The sequence below is a fragment of the Sphingomonas sp. FG14 genome (assembly GCF_057809675.1).
On the sequence record NZ_JBMDKK010000004.1, the window covers coordinates 326847 to 346848 of the forward strand.

Here is a 20002-nt window from a genome sequence, read left to right on the forward strand (position 1 = left end):
AGCGGATGCTGGTCGCCGATAGCTGGAGCGAAATCGCGCTGCGCCTGGGGATCGCGACGGCGATCGGGCTGCTGCTCGGACTCGATCGGGAATTGCGCGGCCATGATGCCGGGCTCAGGACCAATGCGCTGGTCGCGCTCAGCTCGGCGATGGTCACGCTTTCCTCGCTGCTGCTGTTCGACACGCTCAAGCATCTCAATTCGCAGCCCGATCCGCTACGTGTGATCCAGGGTGTCGCGCAGGCGATCGGCTTCATCGCCGCCGGCCTGATCTTCGTGAAGCGGGGGGACGTCCATAACGTCACCACCGCCGCCAATCTGTGGGTCTCGGCCTCCGCCGGGATCGTGGCGGGGCTGGGGCAATACAAGCTTCTCGCCGTCGGCACCGTGCTCGCGCTGCTGTTGCTTCTGTCCGAATTCCTCTTCAAGCGGCTGATTCCGCGTTATCACCAGCCGCCGCCCGACGATGGCGATACGGCGTCGCAGCCCCAGGGCGCCATTCATCGCAACACCGCCAAATATGACGATCCTCCGCCTTGAACGCGGCAGCGAAGGCAGGTTAAGAGGGGCAATGGTTCCCTTTTCGTTCGCAGGCCATGATCTGATCGCGCTGCCGCAAGGGGCGCTGTTCTGGCCCGCGCGCCGCGCATTGCTGGTCGCCGATCTGCATTTCGAGAAGGCGAGCTGGTTCGCGCGCTTCGGGCAGATGTTGCCCCCTTATGATTCGATCGCGACACTGGCCGATCTCGCGGCCCTGCGCGTGGCGACCGATGCGATGGAGATCTGGTGCCTGGGCGACAGCTTCCACGACAGCCAGGGTGCCGCACGCCTGCCCGAGAGCGCGCGCGAGATGCTGCGTGCATTGACCGGCACGACGCGTTTCGTGTGGATCACCGGCAACCACGATGCCGCGCTGGCCGATTGGCTGGGCGGTGAAATCCGGGAAGAGGCGGTGATCGACGGGTTGGTGTTGCGCCACGAAGCGGATCCGCTGGAGATGCGACCCGAATTGTCGGGGCATTTCCACCCCAAGTTCCGCGTCACCGTGCGCGGACGCCACGTGTCGCGCCGCTGTTTCGTCGCGACCGGCGCCAAGCTGATTCTGCCCGCCTTCGGCGCGCTGACCGGCGGGCTCGATGCCGGCCACCCAGAGATCATCCGCGCTGTCGGCCGTGGTGCGCAGGCGCTGGTGCCATTGAGCGATCGTCTGCTGCGGTTCCCGCTGGCGGCGTGAGCTTTCTCCCTGTCATTCCCGCGTTCGGGCGTGAAAAGGGCCTCAGCGCGCCAATGCCGGGAAGCCGGCCTTGAATGCCGCCACCTTCGGCTTGTCCCAGCGCAGGATATAGGGATGGTTCGGGTTGCGGCGGAAGAAATCCTGGTGGAAGGGCTCCGCCGGATAGAAGCGGCCCGTCTCGATACGGGTGACGATCGGTTTGGGAAAAGCGCGGACGCGCCCGAGCTGCGCGATATAGGCCTGCGCGATCTTCGCCTGTTCCGTATTTTGCGGGAAGATCGCCGAACGATAGCTGGGGCCGGTGTCCGGCCCCTGGCGGTTGAGCTGGGTGGGGTCGTGCGCGACCGCGAAGAAGACGCGCAGCAGCGTGCCGTAACTCACCTGCGCCGGATCATAATCGATGCGGATCGCCTCGGCATGGCCGGTGCGCTCGCTGGAGACCTGGCCATAGGTTGCGGTATTGGCGGTGCCGCCCGCATAGCCGGAGGTAACCGAGCGAACGCCCTTCATCTGTTCGAACACCGCCTCCATGCCCCAGAAGCAGCCGCCCGCGAGCACGGCGGTCTGAGCGCCTTTGGCAGCGGGGGCGTCGATCGCCGCGCGCGGGAGGATTCGCGCCTGTTCGGCATTGGCGGCTGTGCCGGACAGCGTTGGCCAGGCAAGCGCCGCAAACACGGCGGCGCTGGCGACGATTGGAATGACGGCGAATTTCGAAGTCATGGCGGGCATCCTTCGCCCGCCTGTTAGCAGAATCCCGATGAACGGGGGATGGCCCGGTCAGGCGAGGCCGGTGACGATCTTCAAGGCTTCGACGGCGGCGATGGCGCCTTCGGGTGGCTGGATCGCCAGAATAGCCATGGCCCCAACCAGAAAGCCACCGGCGAAGCGGCGAGCCAGATCGGATTTCAGTACCGATATCATCGTCTCGTTTCCTCTTTCGTCCGGCGCGGGGCCGAATCAATTTCGTTTCCCACAACCAGCCGATGCCACCGCGCGGCTGACGCCGCAGTGAACGGGATCACAGGGTTGCGTTCATGTTCATGGCAGCGCGCAGACGGCGGCAGGCGCCATTCGAGCGATGCGATCATGATGCAGGGACGGCGCGGCTGCGCCGTTTCCGCATCAGCGCAGTGCGGCGCAAGCCTCCTGGATGCGGGTGCAGGCATCCGTCAGGATCGCTTCCGACGTCGCATAGCTGACGCGGAATGCCGGTTCGAGGCCGAACGCCGCGCCGTGAACGGCGGCGACACGTGCGTCGTCGAGAAAATACTCGATCAGCGCGGCATCGTTCTCGATCGTCTTGCCGCCCGGCGTGGTCTTGCCGATCAGGCCCGTCACGTCGGGATAGACATAGAAGGCGCCTTCGGGGCGCGGGCAATTGATGCCGTTGACCTGGTTGAGCATCGAGACGACGAGGTCGCGACGGCCCTGGAACGCCTTGTTGCGCTCTTCGAGGAAGCTCTGGTCCCCGGTGAGCGCCGCGGTGGCGGCTGCCTGCGCGATCGAGCAGGGATTCGAGGTCGACTGGGACTGGAGCTTGCCCATCGCCTTGATCAGCCATTCGGGGCCACCGGCGAAGCCGATGCGCCAGCCGGTCATCGAATAGGCCTTGGAACAGCCGTTCACCGTCAGCGTGCGATCGTAGAGGTCGGGCGCGACCTGGGCGATCGTGGTGAAGACGAAATCGTCATAGACGATATGCTCGTACATATCGTCGGCCATCACGAGTACATGCGGGTGGCGGCGCAGCACCTCCGCGATCGCTTCCAGCTCGGTCCGCGAATAGGCGGCACCCGTGGGGTTCGACGGCGAATTGAGGATCAGCCACTTGGTGGCGGGCGTGATCGCCGCTTCGAGCTGCGCGGGGGTGATCTTGTAGTTCTGCGATGCGCCCGCTTCGATCACCACTGGCGTGCCGCCCGCGAAGTTCACGATGTCGGGATAGCTGACCCAATAGGGCGCGGGGATGATCACTTCGTCGCCCGCTTCCACGCTCGCTACCAGCGCGTTGAACAGCGTGTGCTTGCCACCGACGTTCACGCTGATCTGGCCGGGCGTGTAGACCAGCCCGTTGTCGCGCTTGAACTTGGTGGCGATCGCGTCCTTCAGTTCCGCGGTGCCGTCGACATTGGTGTATTTGGTCTTGCCCGCGCGGATCGCCTCGATCGCGGCTTCCTTCACGAAATCCGGCGTGTCGAAATCGGGCTCGCCGGCGCCCAGGCCGATCACGTCGATGCCCTGGCGCTTCAGGTCGAGCACGCGGCTGGTCATCGCCAGCGTGGCGGAAGGCTGGATGCGCCCGAGCGCGGCGGAGGTGCGGGACATGAAATACGCTCCTGTTGCGGTGCGGCATGCCCCATAGGCCGGGCGATTCGTTACGGCAATGGCGGTTCGTCCAAGAATTCCGGCCGGCGGATATTTTTTTGGGTCAGCGAACCAGGACGGCCGGGATCAGCCCGCGCACTGCATTGCCGATGAAAAATCCATCGGCGAGATCGTCCGCCGTCAGATCCGATTCGACGGCGCGACCTTCGTCCAGAAGCTGCCCCCGCAGGATGCCGGGCAACAGTCCGCGCGCGAGCGGCGGGGTCAGCAGTGCGCCGTCCCGTTCGACGAAGATGTTGGTGAAGCTGCCTTCGGTCAGCCGGCCCTCGCCATCCGCGAAGATCACCTCGAAGCTGCCGGCCTTGGCCAGCGCCTCGCGATAGAAGCCGCGATCGGTCGTCTTGTGGCGCAGCCGGAAATCGGCGGGGGCGACGGGAAGCGGCTGGAGAGCGACCGCGACGGGCGCCTGCGGCGTCGGCGGCGCGGGGCGGATCTCGATGGCGACGGCGCCGCTGCGCGCCAGCAACAGGCGGACGCGCGAAGCGGCGCGCAGTCGGAATGTCGCGGCCTGCAGCTCGTTGCGGACTTCGTGACGATCGAAGGCGAAGCCCAGCGCATCGGCGCTCGCCTTCATCCGTTCGAGGTGGCGTTCCAGCAGCAGTAACCCGTCGGACGGGTCGAAGGCCATGGTTTCGATCAGGTCGAACGCGCGCGCGCCTGCGGTCACGAAGCGGCCCTTGGCCAGGCATTCCGCCCATTCGCCCGCCGCGCTCGAATCCGCGACCACCGCGCTTCCCAGTCCGATTTCAGCCTCAACGGCCCCCCGCTTCATTGTCAGTGTCCTGATGACGACATTGAACGCCGCATCGCCCGCCGGATCAAGCCATCCGATCGATCCCGTATAGGCGCCTCGCGCCGAAGTCTCGACCTCGGCTATGATTTCCATTGCGCGAATCTTGGGGGCGCCGGTGATCGACCCGCAGGGAAACAGTGTCTTCAGCACGTCCACCGGCGCGCGGTCGGGCGAAAGCCGTGCCGTGACCGTCGATGTCATGGTGTGGATCGTCGGATAGGTCTCGACCGTGAACAGGTCCGGCACCGCGACGCTGCCCGCCTTCGCCACGCGCGACAGGTCGTTGCGCAGCAGATCGACGATCATCAGATTTTCGGCGCGTTCCTTGGGATCGGCGCCGAGCGCCGCCGCCGCCGCGCGATCCGCGACGGCATCCGCATGGCGGCGCGCCGTGCCCTTCATCGGCCGCGCGGTCAGCATGCCGTTGTCGAGCGTGAAGAACAGTTCGGGCGAGGCGGAGAGCAGCCAATGTTCCCCGGTGAACACTGCGCCGCCCCAGCCCGCCTCCGACGCGGCGCGCAGCCGCGCATAAAGCGCGAGCGGATGGCCCGCGACCGGAACTCGCGCGCGGAAGCTGAGATTGGCCTGATAAATGTCTCCCGCCGCGATATAGTCGCGGACGCGGGCGAAGCGCGCCGCATAGTCGGCGGCGGAAATCTCGGGTTCGGGCGCGCCCGCCCAGGCGCCGGCGGGATCGGGCAGCAGCGCCGCGACCTCATCCGCCGGGATCGCGGCGAAGCCCTGGAACAGACCGAACCAGAGCAGCGGCAGCGATGGATCGTGCCGCACCGGCAATCCGGGCTCGAAGGCTGGACTCGCCTCATAGGCGATATAGCCGGCGGCATGTAGCCCGTCCGTCTTCGCCCGGGCCAGGCGTTCCATGGCGGCTGGAATATCGGCGATCGCCGATGCCGCGACAATCTCAAGGGGATCGCGATACAGTCGCGCCATGCCCGCGCCGGTGGCGCGCGCATCGTCGAGCAGGACGAAAGGCTGGGTATCGGCGATCATCGGGAGCAGCGATTGCCTCACCCGATGGCCCTGCGTAAAGCGAAAGCCACAAAATCGCCGAGGACCGGGATGACCACGCATATGGCAGGCGCCGGTATCGGCCGTTGACACCCCTCATCTATCTCGGTGCCGCCCTGGCGGAGATCTTCGGATGCTTCGCCTTCTGGGCATGGCTGCGGCTGGGCAAGTCGGCGCTGTGGGTCGCGCCGGGCATGGTGTCGCTCGCACTGTTCGCCTGGGCTCTGACGATGGTCGAAAGCGCGCTGGCGGGACGGGCCTTCGCGGCCTATGGCGGCGTCTACATCGTCGCGTCGCTCGGTTGGCTCTGGGCGGTCGAAGGTGCAAGGCCCGATCGATGGGACATCATGGGCGGTGCGGTCTGTCTGCTGGGCGCCGCGCTGATCCTGTTCGGGCCGAGAGGAAGTTGAGGGGCTGAAATGGTTGCGAGCGTATTCGACCTGTTCAAGATCGGCGTGGGACCGTCGAGTTCGCACACCATGGGGCCGATGACGGCCGCCGCCGATTTCGCGCGGCGCCTGTCTGATGCCGGCATCATAGATCGTGTCGTCCGCGTCGATGCGGCGCTTTACGGATCGCTGGCGCTGACCGGCAAGGGCCATGCTACCGATCGGGCAGTGCTGCTCGGGCTCGCAGGCCATGTGCCCGCCGCGATCGATCCCGACGCGGCGGATGCTGCGATCGCGGCCATTCGTAGTGAAAGCCGGCTGACGCTGGGCGGCGTTCACGAGATCGCGTTCGACGAGGCCGTCGATCTGCGTTTCCTCCAGCGCGAGCGGCTCGATTTCCATTCCAACGCCATGACCTTTGCGGCCTTCGACGGGACTGGCGCGGAACTTGGGCGCCGCACCTATTATTCGGTAGGCGGCGGCGCGGTGCTCGACGAGGACCAGATCGGCCGCAATGCAGCGCCCGAAGGTGGATGGGACGTGCCGCACATCTTCCATTCGGGTGCCGAACTGCTCGCGCTGGCGGAGGAAAAGGGGCTGACGATCGCCGGGCTGATGCGCGCCAACGAGGAAGCGACATTGGCGCCGGAAGAGGTTTCGGCGCGGCTCGGTGGCATCGCCGACGCGATGTCGGCCTGTATCGATCGCGGCATCCGCTCGGAGAGTTGCGAGCTGCCCGGCGGTCTGCGCGTCAAGCGCCGTGCGCCCGGCGTCTATCGCACGCTTATCGAACGCCAGGAACGCGCGCTCGCCGATCCGCTGACCGTGATCGACTGGATCAACCTGTGGGCGCTGGCGGTGAACGAGGAGAATGCGGCGGGCGGCAAGGTGGTGACCGCGCCGACCAATGGCGCGGCCGGCATCGTGCCGGCGGTGCTGCGCTATTATGAGCGCTTCACGCCCAAGGCGACGCGCGAGGGTGTCGAGGATTTCCTGCTGACCGCCGCCGCGATCGGTTCGCTCTTCCGCGAGAACGCCTCGATTTCCGGCGCCGAAGTCGGCTGTCAGGGCGAAGTCGGTGTCGCCTGTTCGATGGCCGCCGCCGGCCTTGCCGCGGCACTCGGCGCGACTCCCGCGCAGATCGAGAATGCTGCGGAGATCGGCATGGAGCATAATCTGGGGCTCACCTGCGATCCGGTGGGTGGCCTCGTTCAGGTGCCCTGCATCGAGCGCAACGCGGTGGGATCGATCAAGGCGGTAGAGGCGACGCGGCTGGCGATGCTGGGCGACGGTACGCACCGCGTGAGTCTGGATCAGGTGATCGAGACGATGCGCAAGACCGGTCTCGACATGTCGGAACGCTATAAGGAGACGTCGCTTGGCGGTCTCGCCGTCAATGTGGTGGAGTGCTGAGGTACAACTGCGGCATGGTGAATGCCGTCGCTTTCCGCTGCGGACCACCACCCCTTTGTTTCGAGCGCAGGCTCGACGCTGCTCGAAGCGAACGGAATAGGGACTGATGGCTAGTCGCGTCGGTCGAGCGTACGTGCTTCTTCGACCAGCAGCACCGGCACCCCGTCGCGGATCGGATAGGCCAGTCCTGCCGCTTCGGACACCAGCTCCTGCCGTGCCTCATCATAACGCAGCGGCTGGCGAGTAAGCGGGCAGACGAGGATTGCGAGCAGGTCGGGATCGATCGTCATTGCAGCGTCGCTCCGTCGCCGTCGTCACCACCGTGGCGGGCAAAGAACTGCATCAGTTGCACGATCAGGTCGGCGCGTTCGGCAATTCCGGCGGCTTCGAGCAGGGCCTGTTTCGCGGCGACGTCAAACGGCGCGATCTGGGCGATGCCGTTGACCAGCGATTCGTCGTCGAGCCGGGCCACTGCTTCCCAATCGACGGCATAGCCCTGCGCGTCGGCGAAGCGGCGCGATTCGATCTCCAGCGCGGCGCGGCGGGCGATGTCGAGCACCGCTTCGTCCTCGTCGTCGGCGAAGCCGTCGAAGCTGACTTCGAACTGGCGGAAGGGGGTGGTCACATCCAGCTCGCGCAGCGTGCGGAAACGCGCCAGCCCTTCGAGCACGATATTGTAGCGGCCGTCGTCCAGCGCCTCGACATGCGCGATCCGGCCGACGCACCCAATATCGAACAGGGGTGGCGCGTCATTGGCCGTGTTTCCCGATTCGACCGTGATCGGAATCGGCTGGATCATGCCGATGCGGCGGTCGCGCGCCATCGCGTCGCTGACGAGCGCGCGGTAGCGCGGCTCGAAGATATGCAGCGGCAACTGCATGCGCGGGAAAAGCAGCGCACCAGGCAGCGGAAAGACCGACAGACGGGATCCGCCGCCCGCCATCAGGTGAACAGGATCGCGGAAAGCCGCCGACGAAGCTGTGACACCCAGGGATCTTCCAGCCCGACGACTTCCATCAGCTTCAGCAGCCGCTGGCGCGCCGCGCCCTCGTTCCAGTCGCGGTCACGCGCGATGCTTTCGAGCAGCGCGTCCGCCGCGCCCTCCCGGTCGCCCGCCGCCATCAGGCCGCCGGCCAGTTCGAAACGCGCTTCATGATCGTCCGGGTCGGCTTCAACGCGAGCGCGCAGGCCGGCGAGATCGTCGACGGGCTGCGCTTCCCTGGCGAGCGCGAGCGCGCTTTCGGCGCGCTGGATCGCGGCATCCTTGCGCAGCGCTTCCGGCAGCGCTGCGAGCATCGCCTCGGCTTCTTCGGTCAACCCAGCGGCGACCGCGGCGCGCAACTGGCCCGAAAGCGCCGCTGTTTCCTCCGGCGCCATTTCGACGATCTGCCCAAAGATCGAAAGCGCGCGCTCGGCATCGCCGGCCGCCAGCACTTCCTCGCCCATGGCGAGCAGCGGTGCGATCTCCTGCTTCAGATCGGCTTCGGCGCTCTGCACCGGCAATTGCCGCAGGATCTGGTCGAGCATCTGCTTGAGCTGCCCCTCGGTGCGCGCGGGCGTCATGTCCGCGACGATCTGGCCCTGAAACACCGCATAGACTGTGGGAATCGACTGAATGCGGAACTGTGCGGCGACCGCCTTGTTGGCATCGACATCGATCTTGACCAGCTTGACGCCCTTGTCGGCATAATCGGCCGCGACCTTCTCGATCACCGGGCCGAGCTGTTTGCATGGGCCGCACCATTCGGCCCAGAAGTCGATGATCACCAGGCTCGTCATCGAGGGTTCGATCACGTCGCGCTTGAAGGCCTCGAAAGCCTCGCGTTCGTTAGCACCCATTCCGAGACTCGCCACCGATCTTCACTCCTGCTGATGTCGCGGCCTTATGTGGGGCCGAGGGGCGTCTTGCCAAGCCCCGTACCGGACTATTGCGTGTCGAGAATGACAGCGCCCGGCCGCGCCAGCACCGCGAGCAGCGCCGCGCCGGTCGCGGCGATCCACAGGCTGGCGAGGCCGGCATGCATATAGCCGATCGATCCGGCGACCGCCCCCGCGACGAGCCCCAGCCAGAGCAGCAGATAGGGAATCCAGGCAGTCGGGGCGCCGCCGCGCAGCGCATCGGCGATCCGCTGGCCCAGTTTCACCAACGTGCCCGTCATATAGGTGACGCCGATGCTCACTTCGCCGTCGCGCTGGAAAACGGTGTTCGCGCATCCCATCGCGAGTGCCATGGCGCCGATCGCGGCATTGTTCATGCCGAGCAGGTCCGCCAGCGCGGCGGCGAGCAGCAGCGCCGCGACCATCGCCAGCACCGCGCGTGGGCGGTTCTTCGTGGCAGGCAACAGTGATCCGCCCACGACACCGACCACGAAAGCCGTGATCAGCAGCGCCGCGCGCCATGCGAAGGACGACCCTTCCGAAAGGCCGACCGCCAGTCGCGTCGAATTGCCGCTCATGAACGATACGAACAGACCGCCCAGCTTCAGGAAGCCCACTGCGTCGACGAAGCCCGCGAGCATCGCCAGGCAAATGGCCAGCCTTTGCGCATGTCGGTCGTGTCGGATCATGTCGCTTCATAACCCGCGATTGAAAGAGTCGCGATGCGCTTGTCACTGGGCGTGGCGGGTGGCAGACAACGCCTCGCCTGATCCGAAAAATCATCCTGATCAGGAGCGAATCAAGAATGAGGGGAATGAAATGCCCAAGTCTTTCCGCATGGCTCTGGCGGCGGGTGCCGCGCTGCTTGCTTTTCCCTCCATCGCCACGGCGCAGGACGATACCGCATTTCTCCGTTTCCCGCTGGCCACGACGGTCAGCGCCGCGGACGCACCCGCATTTGCCTGGTTGATCAGGCAGGGCAGCGACAGCGTCATCATGGCTGCCAGCGCCCCCAAATTCGAGCGGATCAAGCTGTTTTCGCGCACCGATACCGATGGTCAGCCGATCACCGATGTCCGCATGTCGCCCGACGGCCGCTATGTCGTCTTCCAGACCGCCGCCGGGATGGGGGGGGGGCGTGCCTATAATCCCGCCAGCCTGATCGAGCCGCCCAAGCCGACATTGTGGGTGATGGAGGCGCGTGCGGGTGCGAAGCCGGTGCAGGTCGCGGCTGGCCAAGGCCCGATCTTCTCGCCCGATGGCCGCACGCTGATTTACCGCCAGGGCCGCGATCTCTGGTCGGCCGACCTCGCGGCGCCGGGCCAGTCCAAGCTGATGATCACGGGCGGGGCCGCTTTCAGTCAGCCGATCTGGACCAGGGACGGCAAGGGACTGATCTTCGTTTCCGAGCGTGGCGGTTATTCGTTCCTCGGCCGCTATACGCTGGGCGCGGACAAGGTGGATTGGCTGGTCACCGGCGTGGACCGGGTCGGCTCGCCGGTGCTGTCGCCCGATGGCAAGACCGTCGCCTATCTCCGTTTCGGCGGCCGCCAGCACGACGTGACCTACGACCTGACCGAAAGCGAACCTTTCGCGGTCGAGACCGTCGAGATCGCGACCGGTGCGATCCGTACCTTGTGGCAGAGCAAGGGCAAGGCGGTGACGGCGGGGCTCGAGGATGGAGACAATGCGCTGCGCTGGGCGGGCGACGACACCATCGTCTTTTATTCCGAACATGACGGCTGGGGACGGCTCTATGCCGTGGCCCGCGCGGGCGGCGAGATTCGCGGCCTGACGCCGACGGGTTGCGAGGCGGCGGAAAGCGAGCCGGCCGGTCCTGATTCGCTGTTCGTCGTCCATAACTGCCGCGACATCGACACGCGTCAGCTCTCGATCATCAACGTCCGCACCGGCGCTGAACGCCAGGTGAAACGAGACGATATCGTGATGGCCAATGCCGTTGCGGCGGGCAGCAGCGGTTATGTCGCATTCACCGGTGGCAATGCCGAGGATGCGCCGCTCGTCCGCGTCGTCGATCTGAAATCTGGCGCGACCGTGATGGCGGAGAAGCCGGCGGACTATGGCTATGGCCGCAGCTTCGCGGCGCCCGCGCCCAAGGCGATCCGCATCAAGGCGGCGGATGGCGGCGACGTGCCGGCGCAGCTCTTCATGCCGGCGGGCAAGGGGCCGCACCCGGCGCTCGTCTATGTTCATGGCGGGCCACCGCGCCAGATGTATCCGGCCTTCCATTATAGCGACTATTACGCGAACGATTATGCGATGAACCGGCGCCTGGCCGAGCAGGGCTATGTCGTCGTCGCGGTCAATTATCGCTCCGGCATCGGCTATGGCCGTGCCTTCCGCGAGGCGGAGGGGCGGGGCTGGCGCGCCGCGTCCGAATATAGCGATGTGCTGGGCGTCGGCCGCTGGCTCGCGCAGCGCGACGATGTCGATCGCAAGCGAATCGGCATCTGGGGCGGCTCCTATGGCGGGCTGCTGACCGGCCAGGCACTGGCGCGCAATTCCGATTTGTTCAGCGCGGGCGTGGCGATCCACGGCGTGTTCGACTGGTCGTGGCCGTCGGCACAGGAAGGGCATCTCAATCCCAGTCGCTTCTTCGGGGTGAGCGAGGCCGATCGCCCGACCGCGCTCAAGGCGTCGCCGCTCGGCGCGATCGACGGCTGGCGCTCGCCGGTGCTGCTGTTCAGCGGCGACCAAGACATGAATGTCGATGTCCGCGAAACCGTCGACCTCGCGCAGAAACTGAAGGCGCGCAACGTCGATGTCCGCACGGTGATCCTGCCGGGTGAGGCGCATGGCTTTGTACGGCACGAAAGCTGGGTGCGGCTGTGGCACGAGCAGGATCGCTTCCTGAACGAGAAGCTGGGCGCGAAATAACCGGGCGGCGCGCCCCGAATGCTGCTATGTGAATGACAAGGATGGAGAATAATAGCGGGCGTCGGGGTGAAGCACGGGTCGGAACGATCGGAGGGCAGGGACGGGCGACCTGATCGGTCGATCGGGCCCGTATCGGGGATGGCCGCATGAGCGGTGCATCGTTCGCGCTCGCCGCCAATGCCGTCATCGCGCTGCTCTTCGCGGCCAGCTTCGCAGCGATCGCGTATTCGTATCGATGGCAGCGCGCCGCCCTGTGGTTCAGCGCGAGCTATCTGACCGGTATGTTGACGCCGATCAGCGAGTTGCTCGTCCGCTACAGCGCCCTTCCCAACCTGTTCGTCGCGACGAGCTATGCGAGCTTCCTTGGCGGGTTGCTGATCATGGGGGCGGGCCTGTCGGCCTATCATGGCAACCGGCCGCGATGGCGCGTCATCATCGGCATCTTCGTGGGCGGTCTGATCGTGCGTGCGCTGATCTGGGGCGGCCAGCGCGACATGCTGTCCTACGAACTGGCCTATCAGCTTCCCTTCGCGGCGGCGGCGCTGCTCAATGCCGCGATCGTGCTGCGGCTGGATGTGCGGCGCCCATCCTATCATATGCTCGCGGCAGCTCATGCCGCGCTGGCGCTGCTGCTGCTGCTCAAGCCCTTCTTCGCGCATGCCTTCGGTTCGGGCGCGACCGCGAGGGACTATATGGCGAGCACCTATGCGCTGTTCTCGCAGGCAAGCACGGGCATCGTGCTGATCGGCATCGGGCTGCTCACGCTGCTGCTCGTGGTGCAACGGGCGGTGGCGCAATCGCTAATCGATGCGGAAACCGACGCGCTTTCGGGCATCGCCAACCGGCGCGGCTTCGATCGGCAGGCGCAGGACATGATCATCCGGACGGCCCGGCGGAAGCGGCGGGTATCGGCGGTGATGTTCGATCTCGACCGGTTCAAGGCGATCAACGACACGCATGGCCATGCCGTGGGTGACCGGGTGATTGTCATCTTCTCCGGCCTGTTGCGGCGCATGGCGCCGCCATCGGCGATCATCGGCCGGGTCGGCGGGGAGGAGTTCGCGATGCTGCTCGAAGGCGGGGTGGCGGATGGAGCGTTGTTCACCGCCGACGCGATCCGCACCGCCTTTGCCGCCGCCGGGGGATCGGATCTGCCCGTCATGAGTGTGAGCGGCGGCGTGGCGGAACGGCGAGAGGGAGAAAGCCTGTCGGACGTGATGCGCCGGGCAGATCGCGCATCGTATCGCGCGAAGCAGACCGGTCGTGACCGTATCTGCTTATCGGACGATTGAGCGCCGCTGCCCCGGCGCGGCGGGTGCCGCACCGGGGCGATGCCTTCACCAGCCGAAGGTGACGCCGACGCGGCCTCCGGTCGAGCCCTTCACCGTCGAGCCGGCAATGCCGCCGCTGACCCAGACCGTATCGGTCACCCGCGCGACGGCCGCGCCGGAGAAACCCTGCTGCCCTCGATAGGTGGCAAGGTTGAACGACACGGCGAAGCTGGCATCGGGCGGGAGCAGCGTGCCGCCCAGCGCCATGGCGGCGGCGATGCCGCCATTGGCCTGCCGCGCCTGGCGATCGAGCACATCGACGCGGCTTTCGAGCAGCGATGTGCGATTCTCCAATGCGGTGGTGCGGCCGTTGAGGCCCGCCAGCGTGCCGATATCGAGGGTGGAGGTGGCGAGGTTGCCGAGCGCGTCGGTGGTGACGAGGCTGAGCGCGCCCGACTGCGCGGTCCGGCTTGCCGAGGACGCGATGCCCGACATGGTGTGTGTCGAATTGGCCGCGCCCAGCACGACCTGATTGGGGCGGGTGGCGACGGCCCCCGTGCCGATCGCGACCGATCCCGCCTGACCTGCTGTCGCCCCATTGCCCAGCGCTATCGCGCCGTCCCCTGTAGCGCTGCTGGCGTTGCCCAGCGCCACGGCCCCGGTGCCGGTGGCGGTGTTGTTGGCGCCCAGTGCGATCGCGCCGGTGCCGGTGGCGACATTGGGATCGCCGATCGCGACCGCGCCATTGCCCGACGCGGTGTTGCCCGCACCGATCGAGACCGCCTGTCCGTTGATCGCCCGCGCACCGGCGCCCATCGCGACCGACTGGTTGCCGCTGGCGAGTGCCGATGGACCGACCGCGATCGCGTCGACACCGGTCGCTTGAGGCCCCGGTCCAGTGCTGTTGGCGCGGAAATAGGCGCCGTTGGCTGCGGCGGCATTGGCGGTGGACTGGGCGGCCGCCGCTTCGCTACGCGCCGTGTCCGCAGTTGCTTGCGCGGTCGCGGCATTGGCGAGCGCGGTATTCGCCGTTCCCTGGGCGGCGGCGGCCTCGACGCGCGCGGTGTCGGCGGTGTTCTGTGCGTTTGCGGCGTTGGCGAGCGCAGTATCGGCGGTGCCCTGTGCCGCGGCTGCCGCGGCACCACCGTTGGTCGCCGCCGTCAGTGCGGCATCCGCCTTGGCATCGACCGCATCGAGCTGCCCCTTGTTGACTGCATCGGTTGCCGCCGTGCCGGCCGCGACATTGACGATGCGGCGTTCGGCGCCGGCCTTGCCGACCGAAACCGTGTTCGCCTGATCGGCCACCGAATGATCGCCGATCGCGATCGCGCCGAAGGCGGTCGCCTCGGCGAGATTGCCGATGGCGATCGCGCTGCTGGCGCTGGCCTTTGCGGCGGAGCCGATCGCGACCGCATATTGATTGGATGCCGTGGCGAAGGTGCCGATAGCGACGCTCAATCCGCCGATGCCCTTCGCGCCATAGCCATAGGCCGACGACTGGTTGCCGGTCGCCTGCGCCTCATAGCCGCCGGCGACCGCATAATTGCCGGTGGCGTCGCTCTGGCTGCCGAGTGCGGTGGCACCGAACTTGTCGGCGGTGGCGCTGTTCCCCAGTGCCACAGTGTCGGTCGCGTTGGCATTGGACTGGACCCCGATCGCGACCGCGCGCGATCCGCTCAGGACGCCTTCGGTATAACCGGCGGTGGCATTGAGCCCCAGTGCGATGCTGAAATCGGCGGTCGTCGCATTATATCCGCCGGAAATCGCGTAGGCGCCGAGCGCGCTCGCATCCCTGCCAAGCGCAACCGCCGCGAAGCCGCCCGCCTTGGCGCTCACGCCGATACTGGTGGAATTGACGCCGGTTGCTTCGGCATAGGCGCCGAGCGCGGTGGACGAGTGCTGGGTCGCCTTCGCCTGTCGGCCCAGCGCGGTGCTTTGCTCACTGCCGGCGTCGCTCATCAGGCCGATCGCGACATTGCCGTCGGCAGCCGCCGATGCGCTCTTGCCCACCGCGATTGCGTCGGTGCCCGCCGCCTGGGCGCCGCCGCCCGTGCTGTTGACGACGACATAGGGATTGGCCGCGCCCGCCGCGACTGCGTCGAGCTGCGCCTTGTTCACGGCATCGGTCGCGAGCGTGCCTGCCGCGACATTGGTGATGACGCGCTGAATGCCGATATTGCCGACTGAGACGCTGTTTGCCCGATCGGCGATGGAGCTGGCGCCGATGGCAACCGCGTTGGTCGCGGCGGCCGTGGTGGAACTCGAGCGACCCAGCGCGACCGAATCGACGCCGTCCGCGGTCGCGCCGTTGCCGATCGCGGTCGCGAGCGTACCATTCACGGTGGTGGCGTGGCCCAGCGCCGTCCCGTTGTCGGCAAAGACGCGCGCGCCTCCGCCGATAGCGGTGGTTCCGGAGAAATTGGCCTCCGCACCGCGCCCGACGGCGACGGCGCTGGTGCCGTTGGTGGTGGCGCCGATGCCGAGTGCTGTCGCACCCTGGCCGGTTGCCGACGCGCCGGAGCCGATCGCTGTCGCCTGCAGTGAAAGCGCCTTGGCGTCTTCGCCGATCGCGACGGCGTCATTTTTGGTTGCTTTCGCGTTGTTGCCGCAGACGACAGATCGCTCGACACCCGGATCGACGGCGCCGCTCGGATCGCCCTCGGTATCGGTGCAGATCACATTGTCCTGCCCCGCTTGTGCGGGCGTTGCCACGGCAAGCCCCGCGACCAGGGCGAGCGGGGCGGTCGCGGTGAGGAGGCTGATGGTCTTGCGCATGATTCCTGTCCCTTGTTGCGCGGCTTGTCCAAGCCGGCGCTGTTGACGGTCTCGACCCGCGGCAGGCGCATGTTCCCCGCACTCTTCCGCTTGCCTTCCCCCGGCCGCGCACACATAAAAAGCGCGCGCCGATGTGCTGGCGTGTGGCAAGACGGGGAAAGGCGATCGAAGCGGACACGCCGCCCGAAAAAAATTTCGCTGGCCCGGCGGATGCGCTGGTGGCGTCGCTCTATGCGGAGCTGCGCACCATCGCGCGGCGTGAGCATTGGCGGGCCGGTGCGCCCCAGACGCTGCAGACGACCGCGCTGATCAACGAAGCCTATATGAAGCTGCGCAAGCGCGACGGATGGGAAAGCCAGTCCCATTTCCTGGGCTGCGCGGCGACCGCGATCCGCCACATCCTGATCGACGCGGCGCGCGCACGCATGGCGTCGAAGCGCGATGCGCCCACCTACAGCTTTACCCAGAGCCTGGATTCACTCGCCGCCGCGGTTCCGGAAGACGCCGAGGTCGTGAAGCTGGGCGATGCGCTCAAGGCCTTGTCGGAGGTCGAGCCCGAGCTGGCGCAGGTCGTCGATTGTCGCTTCTTCGCCGGTCTTGACGAAAAGGAGACAGCCGAGGTGCTCGGCGTCAGCGACCGGACCGTGCGCCGCTGGTGGATTCGCGCGCGTGCCTGGATCCACCGCGAGATGGCTGCGGTCTAAGCTGGAGGAATCCTGGCCTTCAGCGCGGGGAAGGCCCTGAGATAGGCCTCGCCCTGCGAGCCGAGTGTGCGGAAAATCGCTTCGGCGCGCAGTAGCTCGGCGCGGGCCTCGGCGGCGCGCCCCTGTTTCAGCAGGATCACCGCGCGCGTCCTCGCGATGACGCCATGGGGCGCGCCTGGCTTTTTCATCGCGTCGATGAAGGGCGCGGCTTCCGCGACCATGGCGGATGCGCCGGCGGTATCGCCGGTCTCCGCCAAGGCTTCGGCCAAGCTCAGGCCGATGATCAATGTCGGCAGTGCGCCTGGCCCGAGATTGTCGATGGCGATCGGGCGTGCCTCGGCCAATACCTGCCGTGCGGCGGCGAACTTGCCGAGCGCCAGTCGTGCGCGGCCGAGCTGGAGCAGATCGACGGCAAGCCCGGCGGATTTGCCGAACACCGTGCGCCGCTGCGTTGCGATACGGTCGAAGATCGCCTCCGCCTCGGCCGTCCGGTCGAGCCTGAGCAGGCGGACGCCCTTGAGCTGCGCGATCGCCAGCCCCTGCATGCTGCTTTCCTGGCCGGTCCGCTTCAGTGCGGCCTCCGCCCGGGTGAAGACCGCCGGCATCGCGTCGATCCGGTTCGCCTCGACCATATAGACCAGCAGATTATTGTAGAGCGTCAGCAGGTCGCGATGATTTTCCGCATAGATGCGATCCGCGTCGGGCATGGCGGCGGAAAGCAGCGCGATCGCGCGGTCATAATCGCCATTGCGGCGCGCAAGCTGCGCGCGGCCGACGGTTATCTCCAGATTCTCGGTCGGGAAACGCGCGGGATCGGTACGGAACACCGCGTCGGCTGCGTCAAGCAACGGTGCCATATCCTCGGTGCGGCCAAGGGCTGCGGCGGTCGAGGCAAGGCGCCATTTGATCTGCGCGGTCGCGACCGGATCGTTCTTGCCGATGCCTTTGTCGAGCGCCCGGCGCAGCAGCACGTCCGCGCCCGCCGCATCCTCCAGATTGATATAGAGATCCGAAAGCGTGGTGATGAGCGTCACCGATCGCGCGCTGGTATCGAGCGATCCGACCAGACGCCCGGCCGTCAGATCGAGCATCTGCTTGACCGTCGCGTCCGTGCCGGCGCCACTGTCCCTTGTGTCGCGAAACATTACCGTCAGCATGCGCGTGATCGCTTCCGACCGCCGCGCTTCGGCCAAGGCGCTGTCGCGTTCGATCGCGGTCTTGCGCGCCTGCCAGGCGATGCCGCCCGCACCGATCAGGATCGCGACGATCGTCGCCATTCCCGCCGCCACCACCCAGCGATAGCGGCTGATGAAGCGGCCGACACGATACCGGGTAGTGCCGGTGCGGGCTCGGACGGGCACCAGGTCCTGATGGCGCTGAACGTCATCGGCCAGTTCGGCTGCGCTCAGATAGCGCTCGCGCGGATCGCGCCGCATCGCTTTCAGGATGATCGCATCCAGGTCACCGGCGATGCGCGCGGAAGGGATTGGCGCGTCTGGCCGCTGCGCCGCCTTGCTCGCCAGCGGCGGATCCTCGTGCAGCACGCGCCGGATGATCGACGGGATCGATGCTCCCTCGCGCCGCCATGGGCCGGCGCCCACGACCAGTTCGAACAGGATCGCGCCCAGTGCGTAGATGTCGGTCGCGACGGTCGCGGCATCGCCGTCGAGTTGCTCGGGTGCGGCATAATCGGGCGTCAGCATCGCCTGCGTCGTCGCCGGCACCGCGTCGCTGTCGTCGAGCAGCTTCGCGATGCCGAAGTCGAGCAGGCGCACGCAGCCGTCGCGATCGATCAGGATGTTCGATGGTTTGAGATCGCGGTGCACCACAAGATTGGCATGGGCGTAACCCACCGCGTCGCAGATCTCGCGGAACAGCGCGAGTCGCTTCGCCAGGTCCGCTTCATTCGCGCGGCACCAGGCGTCGATCGGCGTACCATCGACATGATCCATCGCCATGAACGGGCGCCCGTCCGGCGCGATGCCGCCGTCGACCAGTCGGGCGATGCCGCGATGCGACAGACGGGCGAGCAGCCGCCGTTCGCGTTCGAACAGGTCGCCGCGCCCGGCCACGTCGCCGCGCAGCAGCTTGAGTGCGACGCGCTGTTCGAAATCGGCGGTGGTGCGGCGTGCCAGATAGACTTCGCCCATGCCGCCGCGCCCGATCAGCCGCTCTATGGTGAAGGTGCCGATCTGGTCGCCAGCGGCGAGTGAGCTGTACTGCGCGTCGGTCGTCGCCGATGCGACGGGCGGGGCCATGTCGAGAATGCCGCCGCCATCCGCCGCGTCGAGCAGCGAACGGACCTCGATGCGGATGTCCTCCGGTACGTCCACGTGCGCCAGCCGCTTGGCCCGGTCCGCCGGCGGCAGCGCGACCAGTTCATCGAACAGCGCTTCGATCAGATCCCAGTTCTTGCCGGTCGCCATCGCTTCACGCCACTCCCCCGGATGACGGACACGATCATAGGGTAAGGCGGGCGCGGGCCAAGCCTTTTGATCGGGATTCCATGTTTCGTCCGCGACACGACACCAATTCGCGACTGGTGCGTTATGGGGGCGATATGCCTGTATCGGGGGATCGGATCATGAGGACGGGAATGGCCATTCTGGCGGTGTCGCTGGCTTTGGCGGCCTGTGGCGACGCAAAGCGCCAGCAATCGCAGAGCGCCGATATCGCGTTCGACACACGGCAGGAAACCCGCAGCGGCGCGGTCGGTCGCGCCGAAATTACCGCGATTGATGCCGCATTGGGCGATGCGGCCGAGATGCCCGCCGAATCGGCGATGCTGACCCCGGCGCCGTCAACCTCCGGCCCGGCGCCTGAAGAGCGCCCGGTCGCCGCGCCAGAGCCCGCCGCGCCAACGCCTGCGGCACCCGTCGCACCCAGCGTTTCCTAGGCCGGGATCTTTTTTCGACACGAGATGACAGACTCTTTGCCGAAGGGGGTTGCGGCACCCGAAAGCCGATGCTAACAGCCGCGCCTCACCCCCGGGGCCTGCCCCGGAACACACGCCGAGCGGGCGTAGCTCAGGGGTAGAGCACGACCTTGCCAAGGTCGGGGTCGAGGGTTCGAATCCCTTCGCCCGCTCCAGCGACTTCCATCCCACTGGAAGTCCTCGCAAAACCGTCGAAATCACGGTCCAGCACCACGATCGTCTCCACACAGCGTCTACACAATGATGCCGCTCGTGGTGCTTCAAACCCTCGTAAATGCTCGGGAAATCGTCGTCAGGGC

The 20002-nt window shown here is 66.9% G+C and carries 18 protein-coding genes and 1 tRNA gene; 9 read left to right on the plus strand and 10 right to left on the minus strand.

Annotation, left to right across the window (positions count from 1 at the left end):
* Positions 1 to 5: 5 nt before the first annotated feature.
* Positions 6 to 539, plus strand: a complete 534-nt coding sequence (locus ACODTA_RS16745) for an MgtC/SapB family protein (protein WP_489067099.1) — start codon at positions 6 to 8, stop codon at positions 537 to 539.
* A 31-nt stretch (positions 540 to 570) separates the two neighbouring features.
* Complete coding sequence (gene pdeM, locus ACODTA_RS16750; protein ID WP_489067100.1) at positions 571 to 1233, plus strand: ligase-associated DNA damage response endonuclease PdeM; 663 nt, start codon at positions 571 to 573, stop codon at positions 1231 to 1233.
* 42 nt (positions 1234 to 1275) lie between these two features.
* Here pdeM and msrA read toward each other — a convergent pair whose 3' ends face one another.
* From msrA to pabB, 4 genes are all read right to left on the minus strand, one after another.
* Positions 1276 to 1953 (minus strand): peptide-methionine (S)-S-oxide reductase MsrA, encoded by a 678-nt coding sequence (gene msrA, locus ACODTA_RS16755; RefSeq protein WP_489067101.1) that lies wholly within the window; start codon positions 1951 to 1953, stop codon positions 1276 to 1278.
* A gap of 57 nt (positions 1954 to 2010) precedes the next feature.
* Positions 2011 to 2154: a hypothetical protein gene (locus ACODTA_RS16760; RefSeq protein ID WP_489067102.1), complete on the minus strand. Its 144-nt coding sequence runs from the start codon at positions 2152 to 2154 to the stop codon at positions 2011 to 2013.
* 201 nt (positions 2155 to 2355) lie between these two features.
* On the minus strand, positions 2356 to 3558 hold the full coding sequence (locus ACODTA_RS16765) for a pyridoxal phosphate-dependent aminotransferase (RefSeq protein WP_489067103.1): 1203 nt from the start codon (positions 3556 to 3558) through the stop codon (positions 2356 to 2358).
* A 103-nt stretch (positions 3559 to 3661) separates the two neighbouring features.
* Positions 3662 to 5422 carry an aminodeoxychorismate synthase component I gene (gene pabB, locus ACODTA_RS16770; RefSeq protein ID WP_489067104.1) on the minus strand — a complete coding sequence of 587 codons (1761 nt, stop codon included), beginning with the start codon at positions 5420 to 5422 and terminating at the stop codon, positions 3662 to 3664.
* 104 nt (positions 5423 to 5526) lie between these two features.
* On the opposite strand from pabB, the gene ACODTA_RS16775 reads away from it, so the two are divergent.
* Both ACODTA_RS16775 and ACODTA_RS16780 read left to right on the plus strand, forming a co-directional pair.
* Positions 5527 to 5850: a YnfA family protein gene (locus ACODTA_RS16775; RefSeq protein ID WP_489067105.1), complete on the plus strand. Its 324-nt coding sequence runs from the start codon at positions 5527 to 5529 to the stop codon at positions 5848 to 5850.
* 9 nt (positions 5851 to 5859) lie between these two features.
* Positions 5860 to 7242 carry an L-serine ammonia-lyase gene (locus tag ACODTA_RS16780; RefSeq protein WP_489067106.1) on the plus strand — a complete coding sequence of 461 codons (1383 nt, stop codon included), beginning with the start codon at positions 5860 to 5862 and terminating at the stop codon, positions 7240 to 7242.
* A gap of 110 nt (positions 7243 to 7352) precedes the next feature.
* On the opposite strand, the gene ACODTA_RS16785 is transcribed toward ACODTA_RS16780, so the two are convergent.
* From ACODTA_RS16785 to ACODTA_RS16800, 4 genes are all read right to left on the minus strand, one after another.
* A complete protein-coding gene (locus tag ACODTA_RS16785; RefSeq protein WP_489067107.1) occupies positions 7353 to 7532 on the minus strand; it encodes a Trm112 family protein in 180 nt (59 codons plus the stop codon).
* Positions 7529 to 8185 carry an LON peptidase substrate-binding domain-containing protein gene (locus ACODTA_RS16790; RefSeq protein WP_489067108.1) on the minus strand — a complete coding sequence of 219 codons (657 nt, stop codon included), beginning with the start codon at positions 8183 to 8185 and terminating at the stop codon, positions 7529 to 7531. Before ACODTA_RS16790 ends, ACODTA_RS16785 begins: the two co-directional genes overlap by 4 nt.
* Positions 8185 to 9096 (minus strand): tetratricopeptide repeat protein, encoded by a 912-nt coding sequence (locus tag ACODTA_RS16795; protein ID WP_489067109.1) that lies wholly within the window; start codon positions 9094 to 9096, stop codon positions 8185 to 8187. Before ACODTA_RS16795 ends, ACODTA_RS16790 begins: the two co-directional genes overlap by 1 nt.
* A gap of 71 nt (positions 9097 to 9167) precedes the next feature.
* Positions 9168 to 9809, minus strand: coding sequence for a YoaK family protein (locus tag ACODTA_RS16800; protein ID WP_489067110.1), 642 nt, complete (start codon positions 9807 to 9809; stop codon positions 9168 to 9170).
* A gap of 130 nt (positions 9810 to 9939) precedes the next feature.
* Between ACODTA_RS16800 and ACODTA_RS16805 the strand changes: the two genes are divergently transcribed.
* The gene (locus ACODTA_RS16805) at positions 9940 to 12018 is read left to right on the plus strand and encodes a S9 family peptidase (protein ID WP_489067111.1); all 2079 of its coding nucleotides are present in this window, start codon (positions 9940 to 9942) and stop codon (positions 12016 to 12018) included.
* A 146-nt stretch (positions 12019 to 12164) separates the two neighbouring features.
* Positions 12165 to 13310, plus strand: a complete 1146-nt coding sequence (locus ACODTA_RS16810) for a GGDEF domain-containing protein (protein ID WP_489067112.1) — start codon at positions 12165 to 12167, stop codon at positions 13308 to 13310.
* Positions 13311 to 13355: 45 nt separating this feature from the next.
* Here ACODTA_RS16810 and ACODTA_RS16815 read toward each other — a convergent pair whose 3' ends face one another.
* Positions 13356 to 16064, minus strand: a complete 2709-nt coding sequence (locus ACODTA_RS16815; protein WP_489067113.1) for a YadA family autotransporter adhesin — start codon at positions 16062 to 16064, stop codon at positions 13356 to 13358.
* 143 nt (positions 16065 to 16207) lie between these two features.
* On the opposite strand from ACODTA_RS16815, the gene ACODTA_RS16820 reads away from it, so the two are divergent.
* On the plus strand, positions 16208 to 16768 hold the full coding sequence (locus ACODTA_RS16820; protein WP_489067114.1) for an ECF-type sigma factor: 561 nt from the start codon (positions 16208 to 16210) through the stop codon (positions 16766 to 16768).
* On the opposite strand, the gene ACODTA_RS16825 is transcribed toward ACODTA_RS16820, so the two are convergent.
* Positions 16765 to 19194 carry a serine/threonine-protein kinase gene (locus ACODTA_RS16825; RefSeq protein ID WP_489067115.1) on the minus strand — a complete coding sequence of 810 codons (2430 nt, stop codon included), beginning with the start codon at positions 19192 to 19194 and terminating at the stop codon, positions 16765 to 16767. The two genes, ACODTA_RS16820 and ACODTA_RS16825, sit on opposite strands and share 4 nt — an antisense overlap.
* 158 nt (positions 19195 to 19352) lie before the next feature.
* Here ACODTA_RS16825 and ACODTA_RS16830 point away from each other — a divergent pair, with 158 nt between their 5' ends.
* Both ACODTA_RS16830 and ACODTA_RS16835 read left to right on the plus strand, forming a co-directional pair.
* A complete protein-coding gene (locus ACODTA_RS16830) occupies positions 19353 to 19664 on the plus strand; it encodes a hypothetical protein (protein WP_489067116.1) in 312 nt (103 codons plus the stop codon).
* Positions 19665 to 19783: 119 nt separating this feature from the next.
* A tRNA-Gly gene (locus ACODTA_RS16835) sits at positions 19784 to 19858 on the plus strand.
* Positions 19859 to 20002 lie beyond the last annotated feature (144 nt).

Coding starts and splice junctions, on each gene's coding strand:
- ACODTA_RS16745 (WP_489067099.1), top strand. CDS start 6: ATGCTGGTCGCCGATAGCTGGAGCGAAATCGCGCTGCGCCTGGGGATC.
- pdeM (WP_489067100.1), top strand. CDS start 571: ATGGTTCCCTTTTCGTTCGCAGGCCATGATCTGATCGCGCTGCCGCAA.
- msrA (WP_489067101.1), bottom strand. CDS start 1,953: ATGACTTCGAAATTCGCCGTCATTCCAATCGTCGCCAGCGCCGCCGTG.
- ACODTA_RS16760 (WP_489067102.1), bottom strand. CDS start 2,154: ATGATATCGGTACTGAAATCCGATCTGGCTCGCCGCTTCGCCGGTGGC.
- ACODTA_RS16765 (WP_489067103.1), bottom strand. CDS start 3,558: ATGTCCCGCACCTCCGCCGCGCTCGGGCGCATCCAGCCTTCCGCCACG.
- pabB (WP_489067104.1), bottom strand. CDS start 5,422: ATGATCGCCGATACCCAGCCTTTCGTCCTGCTCGACGATGCGCGCGCC.
- ACODTA_RS16780 (WP_489067106.1), top strand. CDS start 5,860: ATGGTTGCGAGCGTATTCGACCTGTTCAAGATCGGCGTGGGACCGTCG.
- ACODTA_RS16785 (WP_489067107.1), bottom strand. CDS start 7,532: ATGACGATCGATCCCGACCTGCTCGCAATCCTCGTCTGCCCGCTTACT.
- ACODTA_RS16790 (WP_489067108.1), bottom strand. CDS start 8,185: ATGGCGGGCGGCGGATCCCGTCTGTCGGTCTTTCCGCTGCCTGGTGCG.
- ACODTA_RS16800 (WP_489067110.1), bottom strand. CDS start 9,809: ATGATCCGACACGACCGACATGCGCAAAGGCTGGCCATTTGCCTGGCG.
- ACODTA_RS16805 (WP_489067111.1), top strand. CDS start 9,940: ATGCCCAAGTCTTTCCGCATGGCTCTGGCGGCGGGTGCCGCGCTGCTT.
- ACODTA_RS16810 (WP_489067112.1), top strand. CDS start 12,165: ATGAGCGGTGCATCGTTCGCGCTCGCCGCCAATGCCGTCATCGCGCTG.
- ACODTA_RS16815 (WP_489067113.1), bottom strand. CDS start 16,064: ATGCGCAAGACCATCAGCCTCCTCACCGCGACCGCCCCGCTCGCCCTG.
- ACODTA_RS16825 (WP_489067115.1), bottom strand. CDS start 19,194: ATGGCGACCGGCAAGAACTGGGATCTGATCGAAGCGCTGTTCGATGAA.
- ACODTA_RS16830 (WP_489067116.1), top strand. CDS start 19,353: ATGAGGACGGGAATGGCCATTCTGGCGGTGTCGCTGGCTTTGGCGGCC.